This window comes from Blautia sp. BCRC 81119 (assembly GCF_003184505.1).
Lineage (GTDB): Bacteria > Bacillota > Clostridia > Lachnospirales > Lachnospiraceae > Blautia_A > Blautia_A fusiformis.
In genome coordinates, this window is sequence record NZ_QJHD01000013.1 from 1 (window position 1) to 22,653 (window position 22,653).

A 22,653-nucleotide genomic window follows, 5' to 3' on the forward strand; every position below is an offset into this window, starting at 1 on the left:
GTAACACATGGAGCTGACTGTTACTAATCGGGTGAGGGCTTGACCAAGAAACGCAGGTTAAGAATTGATTCAAAGAGTTTGATTAACGATCAACAAGCATGTATGTAGTTTTTAAGGTACAAACCTTAAAATGGCCCAGTGGCTCAGTTGGTTAGAGCGCCGCCCTGTCACGGCGGAGGTCGAGAGTTCGAGTCTCTTCTGGGTCGTTACAGCTTAGCTGTAATGAATTAAATATGGGATCTTAGCTCAGCTGGGAGAGCATCTGCCTTACAAGCAGAGGGTCATAGGTTCGAGCCCTATAGGTCCCATAGATTATGGATGGATTCCCGAGTGGCCAAAGGGGGCAGACTGTAAATCTGTTGGCACCGCCTTCGAAGGTTCGAATCCTTCTCCATCCACTTAAATGCCGATGTGGCTCAATTGGCAGAGCAGCTGATTTGTAATCAGCAGGTTATCGGTTCGAGTCCGATCATCGGCTTTTAACATTTAATAACGCGGGGTGGAGCAGTCTGGAAGCTCGTCGGGCTCATAACCCGAAGGTCATAGGTTCAAATCCTGTCCCCGCTACTTATGCCCAGATAGCTCAGTTGGTAGAGCAGAGGACTGAAAATCCTCGTGTCGCTGGTTCGATTCCGGCTCTGGGCATGTTTTAATGTAAAACATACGAACGGCTGGTTAGAAAAAGCCTGAGTATTAATTAATTTAATATGGGGTATTAGCTCAGTCGGTAGAGCACTTGACTTTTAATCAAGTTGTCCGGGGTTCGAATCCCCGATGCCTCACTTTTTAAGTGGATCAGATAAATTCCCATTTATTGCTCAAGGCAATAGGTGGGAATTTTGTTTTATATCTGTGCGAGTATAGTATAAAGGAAGACGGTTACGTTGAATCACAACGTAACCGTCTTTTTTATATCATAGAAAATTACGTACTGATGAACGAATCAGCAGAGCCATCGAGTAGGATTTCAATGGTAGGAGTATGTCAATGCGATAAAAAATTATTATGGACATTTTCGACAAAAAATGTTCACTTTGCGACAAATTTGACAAAGTTCAAGAGATAAAAATGTTATATAATTAGAGTATAGCTGTACAGTATTAAGACTTTATCATAAGAATGAGCAGGAAATCTGTTATGATCAGGATTACCAGGAAGACAATACAGATGGTCATAGAATAGATATTCTGGATCTGGTTTGGATTCTGCGGATCACATTTAATCTGAACATGCTTTCCGGGGGCTTTGCCGAGACGTAAAAACTCGATTCGGTCAGCTGTGTAGTTTTGTTCCTTGTAGGTGTAAGAGTACTTCACATAGTTATGATAATTGGAACTATGAGGCTTGTTAGGATTATTTGAGCGGCTGACAGATGATATAACAGCATCTACAGGTACGTAATCATGATATTTTATGGCGGAACAGATAGTTATTGCCAGAAAAAAAACAGTTCCGATTACGCAGCAGCCCAGAATAACCGGTAAAATTTGGCGTGCTTTTGGATTTACGGTGACACTCATGATTTTTCTCCTTTCTTGGTTGATAGTCTGATAATTTACGGGGGATTAATTATAAATGATTTCGAATGATCTCGAAAATTTATAATTGATGAACATTATAGCATAGTACAGTAGAAGGGAAAAGTGCTTATGAAGAGAAAAAGTGCATCAAAAAATTGCTGCCGCTGATGCTGATCCTGATGTTGATCTTAGGAATCAGCATGCCAGCAAATGCAGCTGCAAATCCCAGACTGAACAGTACAAAAAAGGTTTTGTACGTGGGAAAAACATCACAGTTAAAGGTTGTAAACTGGAAGAAAGCCGTGAAATGGTCTTCTTCCAATAATAAAGTTGTAAAGGTTTCGTCAAAGGGAAAGATAACGGCTGTGAAGACCGGAACCGCAACAGTAAAGGCCAGAATTGCCAAAAAGACATTAACCTGTAAGGTTACAGTAAAAAGCCCGGGAATGTCAGTGAAAAAAGCCGTATTGTATGTAAAGGGAAAAAGTCTGCAGTTAAAAGTAAACGGTGTTTCGGGAAAGACGGTATGGAGTTCTGCCAATAAAAAAATCGTTAAAGTCAGCTCTAAGGGAAAAATAACAGCAGTAAAAACCGGAACAACAGTGGTTAAGGCTAAAATAGGAAAAAAAGTGTATACCTGTAAGGTTACGGTAAAAAATCCTTATCTGTCTGCAAAGAGCTTAAAATTTGTATGGGGAACAGCGAATACGTCCAGGAAGCTTTCGATAAAGGGTGATGTGATCAAAACTGCCTCAAGTTCAAATACAAAGGTTGCCAAGGTAAAAAAAGATGGTACGGTTTCTGTAACAGGAACAGGAACATGTACAGTAACCTTTAAAGATTCCAAGAAGAGAACATATCGATGTAAGATAACAGTTGTGAAACCAACACTGAAAAATCAAAAAGCTACTCTGGAAGAAGGGGAAAGTATCCAGCTTGGTTTTAAGGAAAAGGGTGTTAAAGTAAGCTGGTCATCTGCTGATCAGAAAATTGCAACAGTAACAAAAACAGGTGTTGTCCAGGCAGTCGGAGAGGGAAATACATCGATCGTTGCCAAAGTAAAAGGAATAAAAATCTTTGCAAGGATTTTTGTTACGAAAAAATACGTGCAGGATTCCGGACATGAATACACCAGAGGTGAATGGGTAAAACTTCTTCTGGATAAAGTTGGCTGCAAGTATGAAGAGCAGTTTGATAGCAAAAATTATTATTATGCTGATACCAGAGAAAATGAAAATGGAATCGCAGCAGAAATTGCAAAAACTATGGGAATCATTCCCGATGAAACCGATGAGCAGGATGTTCCATATTTTTATCCTGACGAATATGCAACAAGAGAGTTTGCCGCATATACAGCAGTAATGCTTATGGGATATGAAACTACGGATGAAGAACCGACATGTGCAGATGCGGCTCAGATCAGGTATAAAAATGTTGTAGCTATTGCACTGAAAAAGAATATGCTGTCTCTGAATGGAGATACCTTTGAACCGGAGAAGGCAATTAACGGAAATGATGCAGCTCAGATCTTAAAAGCTATCGACCAGATCACTGAGGACTCAGTAATCGATGAGAATTATGACAGCAAGGTTACCTATGCAACAAATGTAGTTGAAGTCAAAGATACTTCCAAAAATATATACAATGTTGTCCAGAACAGTGACGGAACTTATACGATCACAGTAAAAGATGGAAATGCTTATAAAAATCTGGAAACCGGAAAGGTTGTACTGTTTTCTGCAAAGGAAATGGGAACAGATACAGATATTGCATTAAAAGTCCAGAATATCACAAAGGACGGACAGGGCCGTCTGATCATTAAGGCCGGCAAACCGGATGATATTTCAGAGGTTTACAAATCAATTGATTTTGAAGGTGCAGGAATTGCAGATCCGGAAAATATGCAGGTAACTGCAGAGGGCGTTCAATATGAGTATATTCCGGAAAATTCAAGTGAGGTGCCGGCAGGAGGACTTACTCTCGGCGGAAGTATTCCGGTTCCAGGTAAATTGAAATTTGATCTTAATCATAAATTTAATGATAAGGTGAAGTTGTCCGGTTCTGTTGCTGTTACGATTCCGGATGTAAGCTGTAAGCTGGATGCTGGATTTAGCTGGGGAAAGATAGAGGTAAGGCATTTTATTGCGTCAGTTACAGGAAAAGCTGATTTCGAAGGCGGACTTTATATAAGTGGCGTGAATTCAGAGCAGCAGATCAAACATGCAAGTGGAACTATGGAAACAGTCAGCGATGTACTTGAACTGGGACGAGTTCCTATAAAGCTTGGTACAACTGGTCTTTCTGCAGATCTGGTGGTTTCTCTGTTTTATGATGTGTCCGGGCAGTTTGTTGTGAAATATTCCGTTGAAGCAACTGGCGGATATGAATTCAAAGATGGAAATGGAAGATTTATCCATGATTTCAGTCAGACTTTGACACCGGTCACAATAGAAGGATCTGCGAAATGCGGTCTTCAGTTTGGATTAAATCTGACTGCATTGGAGACATGGGATCTGGCAGGAATTGATATTAAGGTAGGACCTGCGGCAAAGGCAAGCGTATCCTATACAGTTCGTGATGCCGGAAATGTGCTTTGTTCTGATGTAAGAACCTATATTTACGCAGCGGGTGAGTTGAATCCGGATACGGTGGTCGGAAAGTTCCTGAAAACGGTATGGCATTATACGTTGTCCAAGGATTTTCTGTCTGATGATGACGATAATCCACTAAAATTGAAGGTTCATTTTGAAAATGGAACACTGGTGGATAAATGTACAGTCGGAGCCGGAAGCATTGAGGGAAGCGTTTTGGATTCAAACAGCAAAGCTCCTGTAAAAAATGCCAGCGTGGAAGCATATTCCGGAACAGTCAAGGTTGAAAAAACTTTCACGAAAGAAGATGGAACTTATTCATTTAATGATCTTGATGAAGGAACCTACAAAATTGTTGTCACAGCAACCGGTTACCAGAAATATGAGAGCAGTTCCATGGAAGTATCAGCGAACCAGATCACATACGCAGAATCTTTCCTGATGGTATCCAGAGCAGAAGCCGGAGATGGTGAGCTGAGTGGAAGATTTATTCATTCCATGACCGGCGGAAATATAGAAAATGTAACTTATGAATTACGTAAGGGCTGGGATAATGTGATCGGAGAGACTGTGAAAGAAGGCGTATCAGCAGATGGAACCTATACGTTGACCGTGCCAGCCGGAAACTATACGCTGAATGCAAGCAATGAAGATTTTGTTTCTGCCCATATCAATGTTGTAGTTCAGGCAAATGCATGCAGTGAACGTGATGTAACAATGTCACCGACCAATATCAGTGCAGGAGATGAGGGACTTCTTCAGATCGTGCTTACATGGGGAGAAACTCCGCGAGACCTGGATTCTCATCTGCTGGGACCTGCTGATGAAAACGGAGATGACTACTTCCATGTATACTACAGGGATAAAAATGCATATTCAGAGGATGGAGATGTAATAGCAAATCTGGATCTGGATGATACAAGCAGCTATGGACCGGAAACAACAACCATATACAAAGGCTTCACCGGAAGAAAATATAGCTTTTATGTATACGATTATACAAACGGTGAAGATGATGCGAGTACAGAATTATCTGCTTCGTCAGCCAAAGTAACCGTTTACCGGGGTGGAAAACAGATCTACCAGGCAAATGTACCGGTTAACAGGGAAGGATACCTGTGGCATGTATTTGACTATGATGTGCAGTTAAACAAGCTTATGCCAGTCAATACCTTTGTATATGATTATGAAGTGCCGGAAGCAAATGCAATGGAAGATAATTCAGGCATTATTTCAGAAACAGAAGCCCTTGAGATCATCCGAAACAGTGAAAAGAAAGCTGAAGAAGAGAGCAGCGAGGAACTCAATATGAGTTCTGAAGAAGGAAAGACGGACGATAATACTGAGGAAGAGATATTTGATGATTCCAGTGAAGAGCCGGAGATATCAGAAAGTGGTGATACGGCTGAAGTAATTGAGTTTCCGAAGGACTCTGAAACGGAAGAAGAAAATGACGGAACAGAAATAACAGAAGAGGATGGTGAGAGTGCGGAGGAGCTGCCGGTGGAAGATATTTATGAGGGATCAGAGGAGTTAGGTCTGGCAGGATAAAAATGTACTGTGATCGAACAGATCTCGCTGTTTGTGGCAGTACGCATATTCGGGCCCCATATGCCGGCACCGGAGGTAACGATGTTGTGCATAGTCCCCTTTTTCAGGTAACCGCAGGAATTTTCCCAGACCAGGCCGGTGATGATGTTCAGAGGGAACAGCTGGCCGTCATGAGTATGGCCGCAGAGATCAAGGTCTGCGCCTGCGGCTGCCACTTCATCCAGCTGACCGGGCTGATGATCCATAAAAATAATCGGGAGTGTTTTGTCAAGGCAGGCTGTAAGCTGGTCAGGATCCTTACGGGTGTCGGACATTTTTCGGCAGCGTGAAGGATCCTTACGGCCTGTCAGATAAAACCGTTTATCTATGAGGACGGTTTCGTCATCGAGAAGCCGGATGTTGGCAGATTCCAGAAAATTCCGCATTCTGGGATCATCATAATCTTTTTTTGCATTGCGGAAGGTAAAACCGGCCAGAATCGGTTCGCTGAGATCATGGTTGCCCCAACAGGCATAAACGCCGTATCTGGATTTCAGCGAACGGAGAATGGCCGCTGTTTTTTTCGGGTTTTTGATCCCTTCATATTCGTTATCAAAAATATCGCCGGCAATACAGATCAGATCCGGATCTTCGGCGTTGATCTTTTTTACAAGAAGCCCGGCATGTTTTTCTCCGATACTGTAACCGAAATGAATGTCTGCGAGCAGGACGATCTTCAGGGAGTCCATTCCCTTCACCTGCTTGTCTATTTTCACATCATAAGTTTTTGTCTTAATGTTCCACTGATTAAAAATCCCATAGAGACTGACACCAATGATCAGAAGGGTGCAGACAGCGCCTGTGACTACGAAGGCTTTCCGGGAATACATCCAGGCCGGATGAAGCGTATGCTTCAGGATCAGTCTGCAGAGATCTGTAGTTACGATTACGATCAGGATGTAAAGAAATGTTCCCTGAAAATAATTTGCCGTATTTTTCAGGAAGCGGTGGAGCGCAGGGGGCTTCCGGATGAGAAAACAGGTCAGAAGAGAAGTGGACAGAAAAATATAAACACCTGCAAAGCATGCCCGGAACGCAAAGGTCTGGAAAAAATGAGTACAGGCACCCATCCACAAAATCATCCAGCGGACGATATAAATATTAATGAGCATATATAATGGTGCGAGAAAGATGGCAAGCATGGTGTGTGATACCTCCATTCGTGGCAAGCAATAAGCTGTGAGCAGGACTGATCGCTGCAGATACTTTTGGGATTGATATATAGCGATTGATATATAGCATTTCCATAAATTACTGCAGCATGTTCGGAATAACTTTTTTTGATGCATCGATTCATAGAACTGCTATAGTATACAGCAAATAATAATTTTTGGCAAAAGAACATATATTAGGAAAAAGAACGCTTATGGTGCTTTTTATGAAAAAATATGCGCTTCTTCGATATTGTCTGGTGTTTTTAGCAATTGTTCTTCCTTATTTTTCGGCGGCAACCATTAATGGACCGGAGAGGGTCCTGGCAGAGAGGGTGCCGGATATGGAAGAATATCTCCCGGTCATTGTTTTTTCGCAGATTTCCCCGGATATGAAAAAAGAAACCATAAAAGCGCAGACTGTGATCGCACGGTCGAATATTCAAAGGTGGCTGGGCGAGGGGAAAAATCTCGCAGAGATCCTGAGGGAAAACGGAAGTACAGAGGAAGTCTGGAGATATTTTTTTGCAGAAAAAAGGCAGATCTATGAACAGGCAGCAAAAGAGACGGATGGACAGGTACTTACATATGAAGGAAAAGTGAGGCTGACTCCCTGGCATAAGAGAAGTGCAGGGAAAACCCGCAGCGGGGAAGAAGTTTTTCATGATGAGGCGTATACATATCTGAAATCGGCAGATAGCAGTGAGGACAAAAAATCTCCGGATCATATAAAAATCGTGGAAATTCCTGCGGGGCAGCTTTCCGGGGAGCTGAAGATCAAAAAACGGGACAGTGCCGGTTATGTGACAGAGCTTACGATTGGGGAAACACTTCTGGAGGGAGAAAGCTTTGCAGCGGGAATGGGACTGGAATCCGCGAATTTCAGTTTGAAGAAAAAGGATGATATTTATTATCTGCGAGTGCGTGGCAGCGGTCATGGTGTGGGATTTTCCCAGTTTGGTGGAAATGAGATGGCAAAAAACGGAAGCAGTGCGGAGGAGATCCTGAAAAAATATTTTCCGGAGATGGAGCTGAAAGCTGAGGATTAAAGAAAGTCAGGCATCCGAAGCAACGTCTGATAAAAAAATATTCAAAAAATGAATAGACAGCCATATTCTGGACACTCTATAGATATAGAAATGGTGACCGAAACGGCAGCTTTACTGTTTTTTCTGTTACTGAAAATGAACATATCAGACAGAGGTGGAAAGAATATGAAAAGTAAAATTATGAGAGGTATTATCAACGGAGGTGTTCTGGCAGCAGTGGCGGCACTTGGGATTACTGTTTATCAGCTTGGAACAAAGCCCATCGCAGAAAATCCCCAGGAGGAAAATTCTGTACAGGTAGAAGAGACCGGGCTGGAAGAGGAGCTTTCGGACGGGGAAAACGCAGAGGATGCGGCAGCTGCCGGAGATGGCTGGCAGGATGCAGCACAGGATGAGATCTCTGATGGAGAAACCGGAGATGAAGCAGGTCTGTCAGGAGCTTCAGAAGCCGGAGCAGATGGAGTGACAGGAAGCATCCGTGAGACTGCAGGAAGTGGTACAGCCGAAAATGCAGCGGCAGATGCAGATAATGGAAGTGGTACGGATGATAGGAGCGTGTCTGCGGCGGCAGGTGCAGACAGAAGCCGCACAGATGGCACTGGAAATACAGCAGATAATGCATCGGCAGAGGGAGCAGTGAATAACGGAGCTGGAGCTTCCACAGATACCGCAGAGACCTCAGCTGTCGGAATTGCGGCACAGGCTTTGGATTTTACGGAGGATTCCATTATGGAATGGCCGGTCAGAGGAACGGTTCTTGTGGATTACAATATGGATGAAACCGTATATTATCCGACTTTGGATCAGTATCGTGTAAGCTCTGCCATTGCTTTGCAGGCAGTGGAGGATGCGCCGGTGTATGCGGCGGCTGATGGTCAGGTGCTTTCTGTTGTACAGGATGCCTGCACGGGAACGACTGTGACTATGGAGTTGGGAAATGGTTATCAGGCAGTATACGGGCAGCTGAAGGATCTTACTGTGGCAGAAGGTGACACAGTAAAGGAGGGTGAAGTGATCGGAAATATCAGTGCACCTACCAAATATTATTCTGTAGAAGGCCCGAATCTTTATTTTGCAATGAAAAAGGATGGCGTGCCGGTAGATCCGTTTGAATATCTGGAATGACAGGGAAAACCGAAAAACAGATATGCCGGGGAGATTTTTGGAAACAGAGTATGGAGGATACGGGATGGGAGGTATATGCATCCCGTATCCTCTGCCTTGTGAAGCGTATTAGTGAGAACGGAGTGAGCAGTAATAAAAATTTCCATTTACATAGGAAAAGAATCTTTTTTACAGGAAAGAAACCGTGTATAATCTATATTATAAATATGCATACAAGGACAGATATAACAGGACAAAAGAAGAGGTACATAAGTTATGAACATTAATGAAATAGCCAGGCTTGCCGGAGTTTCCAGAGCTACGGTATCCAGATATTTGAATAATGGATATGTCAGCAGTGAAAAAAAGGAAGTCATCCGCAGGGTAATCCAGGAGACAGGATATCAGCCATCCTCCCAGGCACAGACACTGCGGACCAAAAAAACCAGTCTCATCGGTGTCATCCTTCCAAAGATCAATTCAGATACCATAAGCCGTGAGGTGACAGGGATCAGTGATATTCTTACACGGAGAGGATATCAGCTTATTCTGGCCAATACCAATAATGATGTGGAAGAAGAGCTGAAATACCTTTCTCTGTTTAAAGAACGTCAGGTGGACGGAGTGGTTTTTATTGCTACCATGTTTACCAGAAAGCATAAACAGATGCTGAAGGATTATAAGGTACCGATCGTGATCCTGGGACAGCATCTGGACGGATATCCATGTATTTATCAGGATGATCATAAAGCAGCTTTTCAGGTCACGGAGAAGCTGGCGGAGAAGGGGAAAAAGTTTGCCTATATCGGCGTTACAGATAAGGACGAGGCAGTTGGTGCCTGCAGGAAAAAGGGTTTTATGGATGCTATCCATAAAGCTAAGCTGGAGGTCGTGCCGGAGAGGATGAAGATCGGAAGCTTTACCATGGATTCCGGGTATGAGATGGCGAAGGAGCTTTTTGAGGAGGAGCCTTCCATAGATTCTCTTGTGTGTGCTACGGATACTATGGCGGTGGGAGCCATGACTTATTTGAAGGAGATCGGGCTTCGCATTCCCGAGGATGTTCAGATTGCAGGGATCGGGGATGGAGTTCCGGGTAAGATCGTGGAACCGAAGCTGACAACGGTACATTTTTATTATAAGACCAGCGGAATGGAGGCAGCAGCCATGCTGGCTGATCTTATTGAGAACGATACCGGGATCAGCAAGGAAATAAAAATGGGATGTGAGCTTGTGGAACGGGAATCTCACAGGTAACAGAGAATATCCTCGCAGACAGAGGAAGAAATTATAAGTTATTGTGGAACAGGAGCAGATCTTTTGGGAGAAAAAGACCTGCTTCTTTTTGCGTGGTGCTGTGTTATGGCTGAGCAAACACAGAAAAATGCCAGATTTTTTCTGCGATGTCCTGACTGGTTTGTCTGTCTTGCATCTGTTCTTATGGAATATGTACAATTTTGACCGAAGAAATTTGTGAGATGTTGCGGATTTACAAATAATAATGCAGTAGTTATAATACAAGTAAGATATGAGAACGATTCCACATAAGAGCGCAAGCAACAACATAAAACAAACCATTGAAAAGTGCTAAAATCATCAAAAAACTTAAAAAAATGGAAAGATTACCGTTCCTTGTATGAATAGATATATGAAATCAATCTCATAAATAAATGAAAAACAATGGATCAGAGATAATAAATCCCGGGAAGCTGAAGAAAGAACAGACAGATCTGATCCGAAGAAAGGGAAAGCAGAAAGAGATGACTGTCCGGGAACAGTAGCAGAAAAGGAGGAAGGACATGGATTACAGAAAGACAGCACAGGAAATCTATGATCATGTAGGAAAGAAAGAAAACATCATTTCCGCGGCGCACTGTGCAACAAGGCTTCGTCTGGTCATTGCGGATAATGACAAGGCGGATAAGGAATATGTAGAGAACATCGACGGTGTGAAGGGCGTGTTTTTCGCACAGGGACAGATGCAGATCATCCTGGGAACAGGAGTTGTAAACAAGGTTTATGATGAATTTATCCAGATCGCCGGAATATCAGAGAGTAGTAAGGATGAGCTTAAGAAGGTGGCAGCATCCAAGGCTAATCCAATACAGAGACTGATCAAGACACTGGGAGATATTTTTGTCCCGATCATCCCAGCTATCGTAGCCAGCGGATTTTTGATGGGAATCATGGAAGCCCTGAACTTCATGGTAAACAACGGCTTCCTGAATATTAACACCAATGGTTCCATTTATGTATTTGCACAGCTTTTCAGTAACACAGCGTATACATTTCTGCCGATCCTTATCGCTTACAGTGGTGCGAAGGTATTCGGTGCCAACCCTTATCTGGGTGCGGTTATCGGTATGATCATGATCCATCCAAATCTGCAGAATGCCTGGACTGTTGCAACAGAGGGTGTGCAGGCAACGCAGAAGGTATGGTTTGGACTTTACTCTATTGACATGGTGGGATATCAGGGACATGTGATCCCGGTTATCATTGCAGTATGGGTACTGGCACAGATCGAGAAAAGACTTCATAAGATCGTACCTGCAATGTTCGATCTTTTTGTAACACCACTTGTCAGTGTTTTTGTAACCGGTTATCTTACACTTTCCATTATCGGACCGATCTTCGTAGCTGTTGAGAACGGACTTCTGGATGGGATCCAGTGGCTGATCGCACTGCCATTTGGAATCGGAAGCTTTATCATGGGTGCCTTTTATGCACCGACTGTTGTTGCCGGTGTTCATCACATGTACACTATCATTGACCTTGGACAGCTGGCCAAATTCGGCGTTACCTACTGGCTGCCACTTGCATCTGCAGCTAACATTGCACAGGGTGGTGCAGCTCTTGCTGTAGGCCTGAAATCCAGAAATCAGAAGATCAAATCCATGGCTGTTCCTTCTGCCTTAAGCGCATGCATGGGAATCACAGAGCCGGCAATCTTCGGTGTAAACCTCCGCTTCGGAAAGCCGTTTATCATGGGCTGCCTGGGTGGTGCATGCGGAGCACTTTTTGCCTCCATTAGCAGTCTTGGTGCCACAGGAACAGGTGTTACCGGTATCTTCGGAATCCTGCTGTGCCTGAATAATCCGGTTTCTTATATACTCATGTTTGTCATCGCATTTGGTGTGGCTTTTGTGCTTACCTGGATGTTCGGATATAAGGATGAGGTACAGGAAACAGTTGAAAAAAATATTGAAGCAGAGAAAAAATCAGATGCTCCGGCAGAAATTGCCCAGGAGAAAACTTCAGAGACAGGTGCACAGACCCTCTACAGCCCGCTTGAGGGAACTGCAATCCCGCTTTCAGAAGTAAAGGATGCAACCTTTGCATCTGAAGTCCTTGGAAGGGGCATGGCAGTGATTCCGTCCAAAGGTGAGGTAAAAGCACCTTGCGACGCAACAGTTTCTACAATTTTTGACACAAAGCATGCCATCGGGCTTGCGACAGAAAGTGGTCTGGAGCTGCTGATCCATATCGGCGTTGACACCGTTGAACTTGGCGGTAAATTCTACACCGCTCATGTAAAGGACGGTGACGTGGTCAAAAAAGGCCAGACACTGATCACCTTTGATATGGATGCTATTAAGGCAGCCGGCTATGATGTGACCACACCGCTGATCGTAACCAATACCGATGATTATGAAGAAGTAAAAATGCTTGCAGAAGGAACAGTAAATAATGGTTCTGAAGTACTGGAGGTAAAATAAAATGAGTTCTCTGACCAAGGTACTTGCAGAGGAAGTGCGAAAAATCGAGGAAACGGCAGCAGTTGCCAGGACGATGCAGACAGACCGTCTGACCCATCATCTGATGCCGCCTGTGGGATGGCTCAATGACCCGAACGGATTATGCTGGTACAAGGGAAGATATCATGTGTTTTTCCAGTATTCTCCGTTTGAGGCCAACGGTGGACTGAAATTCTGGGGGCATTACTCCAGTGAAGATATGATCAGCTGGAGATATGAAGGGGTTCCGCTTCTGCCGGACAGCATTTATGACTGTCATGGTGTTTACTCAGGCTCTGCCATTGCGGAGAAAGATAAGCTTCATCTTTTCTACACAGGAAACATCAAGATGGATGGAGATTATGATTATATCAATAACGGAAGGCAGTCCAGCACTCTTCATGTGGAGAGTGCGGACGGCCTTCATTTCGGAACAAAGGAGGTTGCAGTTTCCTGCGAGGATTATCCGGAGAATTACACCTGCCACATCCGTGACCCGAAGGTCTGGAAGGAGGGGGAAGAGTACCGGATGATCCTTGGCGGCCGTCAGAAAAGCGACCAGGGCGCCGTACTTTTTTACAGATCCGAAGATCTGAAGAACTGGAAATTTGACAGTGAGCTTACTACAGAAAAGGCATTCGGATACATGTGGGAGTGCCCGGATTTTTTCACTCTTGAGGGACAGGAGGTGCTTTCTGTATCTCCCCAGGGACTGACCAGAGAAGAGTTCCGTTTTCAGAACATCTATCAGTCCGGATACTTTATCCTGAAGGATGGAAAGCCGGAGGAAAAAGCTTTCCGGGAATGGGACCACGGCTTTGATTTCTATGCACCCCAGACATTCCAGGATGGAAAGGGCAGACGGATCCTGATCGGCTGGATGGGAATGCCGGATGCAGATAAGGAGTATGTGAATCCTACAGCAGAGAGCGAAGGCTGGCAGCATTGCCTGACTGTTCCAAGGGAAGTTACGTATAAAAACGGAATGCTTTATCAGTATCCGGTGAAAGAACTGAACGGGCTGAGAAAGACTGGCGTTTCTGTCAGCGGTTCCAGTGCGGAGATTCCGGTGAATGGACCGTTTGATCTGGATGTTCAGGTAAAAGGTGAGCAGGGTAAAGTGAGCCTTGGGGAAAATCTCTTCCTGGAATATCAGGACGGAGATGTGATCTTAACTCTCTCCGAGAAGGCCGGTGCCGGACGTAAAGTACGTAAGGCGCATGTTCCGTCCGGTGTGATCGAAAGCATCAGAGTTCTTGCGGATACTACAGCTGTGGAAATCTATGTGAATGGCGGAGAGGTTGTTTTCTCTTCCAGATATTATCCGGAAACGCAGGAACAGACTGTGAAGGTGGAGGCTGTGGAGTGTGATGGGAAGATTTATGTGCTGAAGAATTATGTGATGGAGTAGGCTGGGCTTATTGATCGGGAAATACAGCAAGATCAGAATACGAATACCTATAGAGCAGCTATGCAGTGAATTCCATATTCACAGAAATAAGAAATGACCGTATAATAAAGCAGGTGGGAAAATCCGCAGCCGGAATCCCGACCTGCTTTTATTTTTTTGATGTAAGTGAAATACATGAATTGTGCCGGCTGCTTGAGGATAGAAGGACGGCTGCTGAAGAAATGCTGGTGGCTGTCTTTACATAGAAAGAATGCGGCCGACTGGATGTTTGTTTTACAGGAGAGGAAATATCACGGAAGACAGATTACACTGTCCAGAAAAGTGTTCAGATATTTGTTTTACAGGAAGGCAAATATCAGGGTTGATGTTACTGAAGATGTACTGGCATTTGGCATTGTATTGCATAAATTTTTTACAGAAGAGGAGACTGCTATGAACTATACATACATCGTGCAGTGTGCAGACGGCACGCTCTACACCGGCTGGACAAACTGCCTTGCCAGGCGGATGAAAGCCCATAATGAAGGCAAAGCAGGCGCCAAATATACCCGGGCCAAAAGGCCGGTGAAGCTGGTGTATTATGAGGGCTTTGCCACAAGGGAAGAGGCCATGAGCCGGGAGTACCGGATTAAGCAGCTGACCAGGGAGAAGAAGCTGGAGTTGATGAGGTTTTGAATTTTGATAAACATTTTGATATTTCAAAAGGCTTCAAATGTGTGGAGCATTATGCAGCGGAACTGAAAGATAAGGATATGTATGTTCTGCTGAATCTTATTGGTATCTCAGCATAACAACTGAATCAAAGGTATCTCCATTGTCGATCCACTGACAGCTACCATCATTTTTTGCACAGATATCTTCAATTATGGACAGACCGAATCCATGGTTGGGGATATCTTTTTTTGATGTTTTGTGGTTGAATGGTTGTGCCGGATCTTTGCTGTTTTTCATGTGGACAGTAAGAAAACCGGCGGACATTTTTGATGTTACAGAGATAAACGGTGCTTCAGAACCGGAAGCGTTGCAGCTTTCTATTCCATTATCCAGCAGGTTGAAAAATATACTGCTCAGTTCCGAAGAGGGAATATTGGATTTCTCCGGAAGAAGAACCTCGTAGGTAACTTTGATATTTTTCTGCATGGCAAGAAATCTTTTGTCCGCAAGGATGGCGTTGATCAGGCTGTCCTGACAGATGGGATGGAAACGTTCTCTCTGAAAATCATCGGTTATGGCAGGCAGGTAGTCCTGGATCTTATCATATTCGTTCGTTTTCAGGTAATTCTGAAGTGTCTCAAGTTTCCGGATGGTAGACTGCTGGAATTCTAGAGTCTCCTGCTTTCTGTAAACAAACAGCTGCTCCTGTTCTTTCTGTAACTGTTCCTGCTTCTGAAGAGCCTGAAATTTTGCCTCTTCCTGAGCATTTTTGAGCGATCGTCTGGCAAGAAGGTAGATCCTGCGGTAAGTGAGGGCCAGAAAAAAGAGAAGCATTATCTGGCAAAACAGAGCATATTCCTGTAGCAGAGCTCCCAGGAAAAGAGATGCCTGAACACAGAAAAGTTCTATAAAAAGAATAGTAAAGCCTCGTTTCATAAAGTCCTCTTTTCCGGCGGAAGTTCTGAAAGAATTGTTTCTAGATATACATCTGCCTCAAGATATTTTTGGGTGCGGATCAGATAATTCAGTGAAAAGAGATGGTTTTCCATATCGTGATTCCATTTTCGCACAGATTGATATTCTTGTTCCATTTCGGTTGTATATTCTAGCTGTTTCTGAAGAAAACTCATCTGCTGAACCAACAGTTCGTGTCTTTTTTCTCTGAGAGAAATGTTGTGAAAAGCCCTGGCTATGATCAGACAGCAGAGAAGATTGAGAAACCAGTACAATACGATCAGCCATTTTAACAAATGTAGCAAGAATTCTCCCACCTCTTCAGGTGGTGAGATGAATTGCACATCTGAGCATATCTGCTCAAAAAAATCTCTATAGTATAAAAGAAACACTTGTTCTCTCTTCCCTGATGTAGTATACTGAAAAGAACAATTAGTTCATAAATACATATCCGTCGATATAAGAAAAAGGATGATAAATATAATGGAGTTAGACCATGAAAGATGCATTCTGGGGTCAGATCTTCGGTCTGCTCAGTGCAGGCGGAGCAACGATTGAAACGATACGGCAGTATATAGAAAGCCAGGGTGAGAAGAATGAACCGCGCCGTAAAAATAAGGATCTATCCAAATAAAGAGCAGAGAGTTCAGATAGAGCAAACAATCGGCTGCAGCCGCTTTATCTATAACCAGATGCTTGCAGATAAGATCAGCTATTACCAGAAAGAAAAAAAGATGCTCCGGAACACACCGGCCGGATATAAAAAGGAATATCCATGGCTGAAGGAGGTGGATTCCCTTGCCCTGGCGAATGCGCAACTGCATCTGGAAAGTGCGTTCCGGAAGTTTTTTCGGGAACCAGCCTGCGGATTTCCGCGTTATAAATCAAAGAAGCATGCAAGAAATTCATATACGACCAATGCACTAAACGGAAATATCCTTTTGCAGGATACCCATCTGAAACTTCCAAAGATGTCCGTCATAAGGATAAAACTTCACCGTCAGATTCCATCAGACTGGAAACTGAAGTCTGTAACTGTGAGCCGTGAGCCATCCGGGAAATATTTTGCCAGCCTTTTGTTCTGCTGTGAGAACCAAACAGTGGAAAAAAGACCGGCAGAGAGATTTCTTGGGATCGATTTTGCCATGCAGGGAATGTGTGTATTTTCTACAGGAGAAAGAGCCGGGTACCCTATGTTTTACAGAAAAGCAGAGAAAAAACTTGCAAGAGAACAGAGAAAGCTCTCCCACTGTGAAAAAGGAAGCCGGAACTATCAGAAACAGAAAAAAAGGGTAGCTTTATGTCATGAAAAGATAAAGAACCAGAGAAAAGATTTCCAGCATAAGCTCAGTAGGGAGCTTGCGGAAAGATATGATGCAGTATGTGTGGAAGATCTGAATATGAAGGGAATGTCCGGAGGGCTGCACCTTGGGAAAGGTGTGCAGGATAACGGGTACGGTCAGTTTCTGTTCATGCTGGGATACAAGCTGGAAGAATGCGGAAAACATCTTATAAAAGTAGACCGTTATTTTGCATCCAGCAAGATCTGCAGTGTATGCGGACATAAGAAAAAGGAACTGGCATTGTCGGATAGAATGTATGTTTGTGAATGTGGAAATAGGATGGACCGGGATGTGAATGCAGCAGTCAACATCCGTGAAGAAGGAAAAAGAATCTATAAAGAATGTGCCTGACGGCACAAGAAAAAAATCCGTAACCGGATAAACATAAAAAACAAAACCGCGGGACACGCGGGGATAGCCTGTTTTAGCTTTGCCCTAAAGGGTAATCGAGCAGGAAGCCCCCACTTCAAAATCGTAAGATTTAAGTGGGGGGAGCATGTCACGGTATCCGAAAGGTGAGATTGTTATCTAGCTGATCACAGAGTAACTCAGTGGATCGCCATACCGGCTACAAAGAAATACATTACAACAAAATGGCACACACTTCCCAGCATCACAAAGACATGAAATACTTCGTGGGAGCCGAAATTCTTATGCTTCGCATTGAAGATCGGAAGCTTCAGCGCATAGATCACACCGCCGATGGTATAGATGATGCCGCCGGCAAGGAGCCATCCGAAGCCTGCACGGGGCAGATTGTGGAAGATCGGAACAAAAGCAAGTACACACAGCCAGCCCATTCCAATGTAGATCACAGAGGAAAGCCATTTTGGGCAGTTGATCCAGCAGCCCTTGAGGATCATTCCGATGATGGCAACGGTCCATACGAGGGCACAGAGGATATAGCCGGTGCGTCCGTGGAGAACGATCAGGCATACAGGAGTGTAGCTGCCGGCGATCATCACGAAGATCATCATGTGATCCATTTTTTTCAGACGGCGGTTCACCTTGGCTGTGGAGCTTACGGAATGGTAAAGTGTGCTTGCCAGGTAAAGAAGGATCATGGTAAGGATAAAAACACTTACTGCAAAAACATGGAGAACATCTGCACTTCTGGCCGCCTTCACGATCAGCGGAGTGGCTCCGGCCACGGCAAGAAGCATGCCGATTCCGTGGGTTATGGCGCTTCCTGGATCTTTTAATTTAAATTTCATATAAAAACACCTCCTGCAAAAAAATCTGCTGTTTATATCATATGGACAACTTCAAGATCGGTTCATCAATGACGGATCATTGCGACAGTTTACGATGTAATAATGTAGAAACTGATAAAATAACATGTAGTATTCAAAACTACATATCAAGTATATGAATACTATACCACTATTATTCAAAAATGCAACCCCTATTTTCGAAAAAAATTTTATCAGGATTTATTTCTGCAGCAGGCATACGACAATGCGGCTCCTGCGACAGATAAATAAGAGATTTTTATGCATATTTCTCCCAGTTTTTCGCATAATAACCATATGAAAAACAAATAGTTAACATAACATTGACGTACAATGAACAGAAAATACAGGAGGAATTCAGGAAGATGAAAGCAACGGGAATTGTTCGCAGGATCGATGATCTGGGCAGGGTTGTGATTCCAAAAGAGATACGAAAGACACTGCGGATCAAGGAAGGAACGCCACTGGAGATTTTTACAGACAGGGAAGGACAGATCATCCTGAAAAAATATTCGCCCATTGGAGAGCTGAATACGTTTGCTGCGGAATATGCAGAAGCGCTGGTACAGACCACCGGACTGACTGCCTGTATTACAGATCGTGATCAGGTCGTGGCGGCATGCGGCAGCGGAAGCCGGGAACTGGAAGGAAAAGAGATCAGTTCTGATCTGGATGCAGTCATTGCCGGCAGGAAAGGCAGAATGGTCAGTCAGGACAGCAGGGAAAATATATCAGTCATTTCCGACGCTATGGATTCATTTTGCCAGAAAATGATACAGCCGATCCTGTGTGCGAGTGACGCTATTGGAGCAGTGATCCTTCTGACTAAAAGTGAAAAAACAGCACTGGGAGACACAGAACGTGCCCTTATCCGCACAGCAGCCGGTTTTCTTGGCAGACAGATGGAGCAGTAAAAGTGCATCAGATGTACAGAAAAATGTGTGCAGATCAAGATATAAACATCAGATGCAGATGCCAGGAGCTGCAGATTAGGGAGGGTGCGGACACCGGGAAGGAAAGCAGTGGTATTCTTCCAGAGTCAGATTTGTGATAGTGAGCCAGGAAGCCAGAGGTTTTGTCACATAGCGGATGTGCCATGGCTCGTAAGGGATGCCGGTGATCTCCTCTTTGCTTTTGGGGTACCGGAGGATAAAACCATAGAGCGGAGCGTTCTTTTTCAGCCAGCGGCCTTCTCCTGTTGCGGAAAACCTTTCGGAGAGCTCCATATGGATGGAAGGGCAGGATACATCCAGAGCAAGTCCGCTCTGGTGCTCACTTGTTCCTGGCTCTGCAACGAAAGGACTTCCTGTAAAAAGCTCCTTCTGTCGCTGGTAGGAACGATATCCGGAAACTGCCCACAGGTTCAGACCGCATCTGTGACAGGCATGGAAAAGCTGGGAAGCGGCTTTTGCAGCCTGATACTCCAGAAGCCGCTTCGGATCTCCCGGTGCTGCTTCAAATGGAAGTCCGATATCGATAAGATGTTCCGGCACAAAAGCTTCCGGCAGAGGATGCTCCCTACTGATCAGCCGGGTATAAAATTCTCTGTGCAATAAAAACCCTCCTTTCCTTATCCATAAGCTTATGATAAGAAAGGAGGGTTTATGAATGCTTATTTCTGTTTATCAGAGCTCTTTTTCACTCATTTCTTCCAGGAGAGCCTTCTTCATGTCATAGAGTGACTGGGAGAGATCTACATAAACCTTCTGCGGATTAACGAAACGTCTGGATTCATCCCACAGTGTGTTCTGCTCCTGTTTGCAGTAGTCGCGGAGTTCCATGACAGATGGAGACTTGTAAACGCTCTTACCATCTTTAATTACCGGAACAAGGAGCTCACGGAGTTCGTAGGTTCCGCCAAGAACCTTGGTCTTTTTCCAAGTGTCAACCGGGTCGAAGATCACCATAGTTTCTTCCGGATCGAATTTCTCATCTGCAAGGCAGATCAGATCGGCCTTGATCTTGCCGGTCTTCTTGCTGTAGATACGGTATACAGTCTTGTTGCCCGGGTTGGTAACCTTTTCTGTGTTTTCGGAAAGCTTGATCTTCGGCTGGAAGGCATCGCTGTCAGCGTCCTTTACAGCGGCAAGTTTATATACGCCGCCGAATGCCGGATTGTTATCGGCTGTGATCAGCTTGGTTCCGACGCCCCAGGAATTGATCTTGGCATCCTGGGCCTTCAGGCTTTCGATAAGATATTCATCAAGATCGCTGGATGCGGAAATGGTAGCATCATCGAAACCGGCAGCAGCCAGCATCTTGTAAGCTTTTTTGGAAAGATATGCAAGATCACCGCTGTCGATACGGATTCCATAGTTCTTCAGCTGGATACCTTCCTCACGCATCTCCTCAAATACACGGATCGCATTGGGAACACCGGATTTCAGGACATCGTAGGTGTCAACCAGAAGAGTACAGGAATTCGGGTAAAGTCTCGCATAGGTCTTAAAGGCTGTGTACTCATCCGGGAAACTCATGATCCAGGAATGAGCATGTGTTCCGAGAACCGGAACGTTAAACATCTGGCCGGTCAGTACGTTGGAAGTACCGGCACATCCGCCGATCACTGCAGCTCTGGCACCGAAGATTCCGGCGTCCGGACCCTGGGCACGGCGAAGACCGAATTCCATGATGGGATCGCCCTTGGCTGCGTGGCATACACGTGCTGCCTTAGTGGCAATAAGACTCTGATGGTTCATAATGTTCAGGATGGCCGTCTCTACAAGCTGAGCTTCCATGATCGGTGCGATAACCTTGACCATTGGCTCTCTCGGGAAGATCACGGTTCCCTCCGGAATTGCGTAGATATCACCGGTGAATCTGAAGTTGCTCAAATACTCAAGGAAATCATCCTCAAAGATGCCAAGACTTCTCAGATAGGTAATGTCTTCTTCTGAGAAACGGAGATTTTCGATGTATTCGATCATCTGCTCCAGTCCTGCACAGATGGCAAAACCGCCATCGCACGGATTGTTGCGGTAGAACATGTCAAAGACAACGGTCTGGTTGGTAGGGTTTTTGAAATATCCCTGCATCATGGTAAGCTCATAGAGGTCCGTGAGCAGAGTAAGGTTATTTGCTCGCATAGCGTTCTCCTTTGGATGCCTCCGGATATTGTGACCGGAGGGAAATACACGGTTGTTTCCGCTCTTTTTATTATACGGCTTATTATAACACAAAGGAGTGGATTGTAAAATTTTTTTTACTGTGTAAACCCGCATATAATAAGGAGTTTTAACAGCAGTTTAAGAAATTTTGAAAAAAATAAAAAAAATTAAAAAAAGGGGTTGCAATTTCAAAAAAGCTGTTATATAATAACATCCGTCGCAAGCGATAAGGCAAGCGAAAAACAAAACACATAGGGCTATCGCCAAACGGTAAGGCAACGGACTCTGACTCCGTCAGTTCAAGGTTCGAATCCTTGTAGCCCTGCTTCTTAAGTACCTCAGTTACGAGGTACTTTTTTTGTACTCAAAAATAAGAAGATATTCGCAATCCGCTGCGCCCCAAAAAAAACAAGTGCGTTTCTTCCTGCCAAGTGTTACAATAAAGTATAGACAGTATGACAGGAGGCATGAATGAGTTACAGTTTTGAGAGTCGAGTAAGATTCAGTGAGATCGGAGAAGATGGATGTCTGACGCTGCCGGGAGTTCTGGATTATTTTCAGGATTGCTGTACCTTTGAATCCGAGCAGACAGGAGTCGGCATGGAAGTATTAAAGGAACAGAAAAGAGCCTGGGTACTTTCTGCATGGCAGGTGATCGTGAAGCGATATCCGAAGCTTGGTGAAAATATAAAAGTAACAACAATTCCTTATGGATTCCGTGGATTTATCGGAATGCGTAATTTTATTCTTGAGACAATGGATGGTGAGAAGCTGGCATGGGCCAATTCCTACTGGTCCTTTATCAATACAGAAACCGGTCTTCCGGAAAAGCTAACACCGGCAGATACAGATCCCTATGATCTGGGCGAAAAAATAGAGATGGATTATGCACCAAGAAAGATCGCGCTTCCGAAGGAACGGGAAGTGCAGAATGCTTTTTCCGTACAGAAGCATCATCTGGACACCAATCATCATGTGAACAACTGTCAGTATATCCGGATGGCAGCGGATCATCTGCCTGAGGATTTTAAAGTTGGTCAGCTTCGTGCTGAATATAAACGTCAGGCAGTACTGGATAATGTTATCATTCCGGAAGTATATATGACAGAAAATAAAGAAGCTGTAGTTCTCAACGCGGAGGATAAAGAACCTTACGCAGTAGTTGAGTTTACAAAATAAATATAGGCGGTAGAGATTAGTACATCGTTTT

The 22,653-nt window shown here is 44.3% G+C and carries 18 protein-coding genes and 8 tRNA genes; 19 read left to right on the forward strand and 7 right to left on the reverse strand.

The genetic code is table 11. From position 1 onward, the window contains the following. Positions 1 to 132 precede the first annotated feature (132 nt). The 7 genes from DMI82_RS09365 (at position 133) to DMI82_RS09395 (ending at position 782) form a co-directional block, all read left to right on the forward strand. A tRNA-Asp gene (locus tag DMI82_RS09365) sits at positions 133 to 206 on the forward strand. A 29-nt stretch (positions 207 to 235) separates the two neighbouring features. Then, positions 236 to 308 (forward strand) — tRNA-Val (locus DMI82_RS09370). An 8-nt stretch (positions 309 to 316) separates the two neighbouring features. Further along, positions 317 to 398 (forward strand) — tRNA-Tyr (locus DMI82_RS09375). Between the two features lie 7 nt (positions 399 to 405). Continuing rightward, positions 406 to 478 (forward strand) — tRNA-Thr (locus DMI82_RS09380). A 15-nt stretch (positions 479 to 493) separates the two neighbouring features. Next, positions 494 to 567 (forward strand) — tRNA-Met (locus DMI82_RS09385). A 5-nt stretch (positions 568 to 572) separates the two neighbouring features. Beyond that, positions 573 to 645, forward strand: a tRNA-Phe gene (locus DMI82_RS09390). 64 nt (positions 646 to 709) lie between these two features. Beyond that, a tRNA-Lys gene (locus DMI82_RS09395) sits at positions 710 to 782 on the forward strand. 318 nt (positions 783 to 1,100) lie between these two features. Here DMI82_RS09395 and DMI82_RS09400 read toward each other — a convergent pair. Then, a complete protein-coding gene (locus DMI82_RS09400) occupies positions 1,101 to 1,520 on the reverse strand; it encodes a DUF3592 domain-containing protein (protein WP_110103151.1) in 420 nt (139 codons plus the stop codon). 200 nt (positions 1,521 to 1,720) lie between these two features. Here DMI82_RS09400 and DMI82_RS09405 point away from each other — a divergent pair, with 200 nt between their 5' ends. After that, on the forward strand, positions 1,721 to 5,662 hold the full coding sequence (locus DMI82_RS09405) for a carboxypeptidase regulatory-like domain-containing protein (protein ID WP_158526447.1): 3,942 nt from the start codon (positions 1,721 to 1,723) through the stop codon (positions 5,660 to 5,662). Here the strand turns inward: DMI82_RS09405 and DMI82_RS09410 are convergent. After that, the gene (locus DMI82_RS09410; protein ID WP_110103153.1) at positions 5,626 to 6,843 is read right to left on the reverse strand and encodes a metallophosphoesterase; all 1,218 of its coding nucleotides are present in this window, start codon (positions 6,841 to 6,843) and stop codon (positions 5,626 to 5,628) included. The two genes, DMI82_RS09405 and DMI82_RS09410, sit on opposite strands and share 37 nt — an antisense overlap. 188 nt (positions 6,844 to 7,031) lie before the next feature. Here DMI82_RS09410 and DMI82_RS09415 point away from each other — a divergent pair, with 188 nt between their 5' ends. The 6 genes from DMI82_RS09415 to DMI82_RS09450 all read left to right on the forward strand — a co-directional run bounded on the left by DMI82_RS09415 (position 7,032) and on the right by DMI82_RS09450 (position 14,828). Beyond that, a complete protein-coding gene (locus DMI82_RS09415) occupies positions 7,032 to 7,901 on the forward strand; it encodes a SpoIID/LytB domain-containing protein (protein WP_146207147.1) in 870 nt (289 codons plus the stop codon). Between the two features lie 165 nt (positions 7,902 to 8,066). Continuing rightward, positions 8,067 to 9,026, forward strand: coding sequence for a M23 family metallopeptidase (locus tag DMI82_RS09420; protein WP_186582634.1), 960 nt, complete (start codon positions 8,067 to 8,069; stop codon positions 9,024 to 9,026). Positions 9,027 to 9,281: 255 nt separating this feature from the next. Further along, a complete protein-coding gene (locus DMI82_RS09430) occupies positions 9,282 to 10,262 on the forward strand; it encodes a LacI family DNA-binding transcriptional regulator (RefSeq protein WP_021652887.1) in 981 nt (326 codons plus the stop codon). Positions 10,263 to 10,804: 542 nt separating this feature from the next. After that, positions 10,805 to 12,724 (forward strand): PTS beta-glucoside transporter subunit IIBCA, encoded by a 1,920-nt coding sequence (locus DMI82_RS09435; protein WP_110103156.1) that lies wholly within the window; start codon positions 10,805 to 10,807, stop codon positions 12,722 to 12,724. 1 nt (position 12,725) lies between these two features. Beyond that, positions 12,726 to 14,153 (forward strand): glycoside hydrolase family 32 protein, encoded by a 1,428-nt coding sequence (locus DMI82_RS09440; protein WP_110103157.1) that lies wholly within the window; start codon positions 12,726 to 12,728, stop codon positions 14,151 to 14,153. A 432-nt stretch (positions 14,154 to 14,585) separates the two neighbouring features. Continuing rightward, complete coding sequence (locus DMI82_RS09450; RefSeq protein WP_110103184.1) at positions 14,586 to 14,828, forward strand: GIY-YIG nuclease family protein; 243 nt, start codon at positions 14,586 to 14,588, stop codon at positions 14,826 to 14,828. A gap of 96 nt (positions 14,829 to 14,924) precedes the next feature. Here DMI82_RS09450 and DMI82_RS09455 read toward each other — a convergent pair whose 3' ends face one another. Further along, positions 14,925 to 15,743 (reverse strand): ATP-binding protein, encoded by an 819-nt coding sequence (locus DMI82_RS09455; protein ID WP_110103158.1) that lies wholly within the window; start codon positions 15,741 to 15,743, stop codon positions 14,925 to 14,927. Then, complete coding sequence (locus tag DMI82_RS09460) at positions 15,740 to 16,066, reverse strand: hypothetical protein (protein WP_129976138.1); 327 nt, start codon at positions 16,064 to 16,066, stop codon at positions 15,740 to 15,742. The genes DMI82_RS09455 and DMI82_RS09460 overlap by 4 nt, the downstream gene beginning before the upstream one ends. A gap of 191 nt (positions 16,067 to 16,257) precedes the next feature. Here DMI82_RS09460 and DMI82_RS09465 point away from each other — a divergent pair, with 191 nt between their 5' ends. Continuing rightward, on the forward strand, positions 16,258 to 16,395 hold the full coding sequence (locus DMI82_RS09465) for a hypothetical protein (protein WP_199579967.1): 138 nt from the start codon (positions 16,258 to 16,260) through the stop codon (positions 16,393 to 16,395). Further along, a complete protein-coding gene (locus DMI82_RS09470; protein ID WP_110103160.1) occupies positions 16,358 to 17,455 on the forward strand; it encodes an RNA-guided endonuclease TnpB family protein in 1,098 nt (365 codons plus the stop codon). The genes DMI82_RS09465 and DMI82_RS09470 overlap by 38 nt, the downstream gene beginning before the upstream one ends. A 197-nt stretch (positions 17,456 to 17,652) precedes the next feature. On the opposite strand, the gene trhA is transcribed toward DMI82_RS09470, so the two are convergent. Beyond that, positions 17,653 to 18,318 carry a PAQR family membrane homeostasis protein TrhA gene (gene trhA / locus DMI82_RS09475; protein ID WP_110103161.1) on the reverse strand — a complete coding sequence of 222 codons (666 nt, stop codon included), beginning with the start codon at positions 18,316 to 18,318 and terminating at the stop codon, positions 17,653 to 17,655. A gap of 383 nt (positions 18,319 to 18,701) precedes the next feature. Here trhA and DMI82_RS09480 point away from each other — a divergent pair, with 383 nt between their 5' ends. Beyond that, a complete protein-coding gene (locus DMI82_RS09480; protein WP_015526740.1) occupies positions 18,702 to 19,250 on the forward strand; it encodes a stage V sporulation T C-terminal domain-containing protein in 549 nt (182 codons plus the stop codon). 75 nt (positions 19,251 to 19,325) lie between these two features. Here the strand turns inward: DMI82_RS09480 and DMI82_RS09485 are convergent, their stop codons facing one another. Then, positions 19,326 to 19,889 (reverse strand): M15 family metallopeptidase, encoded by a 564-nt coding sequence (locus DMI82_RS09485; protein WP_092071858.1) that lies wholly within the window; start codon positions 19,887 to 19,889, stop codon positions 19,326 to 19,328. A 72-nt stretch (positions 19,890 to 19,961) separates the two neighbouring features. Continuing rightward, on the reverse strand, positions 19,962 to 21,422 hold the full coding sequence (locus DMI82_RS09490) for a nicotinate phosphoribosyltransferase (protein WP_015526739.1): 1,461 nt from the start codon (positions 21,420 to 21,422) through the stop codon (positions 19,962 to 19,964). Positions 21,423 to 21,696: 274 nt separating this feature from the next. On the opposite strand from DMI82_RS09490, the gene DMI82_RS09495 reads away from it, so the two are divergent. Further along, positions 21,697 to 21,768, forward strand: a tRNA-Gln gene (locus DMI82_RS09495). Positions 21,769 to 21,914: 146 nt separating this feature from the next. Beyond that, positions 21,915 to 22,622, forward strand: coding sequence for an acyl-[acyl-carrier-protein] thioesterase (locus DMI82_RS09500; protein WP_021652581.1), 708 nt, complete (start codon positions 21,915 to 21,917; stop codon positions 22,620 to 22,622). Positions 22,623 to 22,653: the final 31 nt, after the last annotated feature.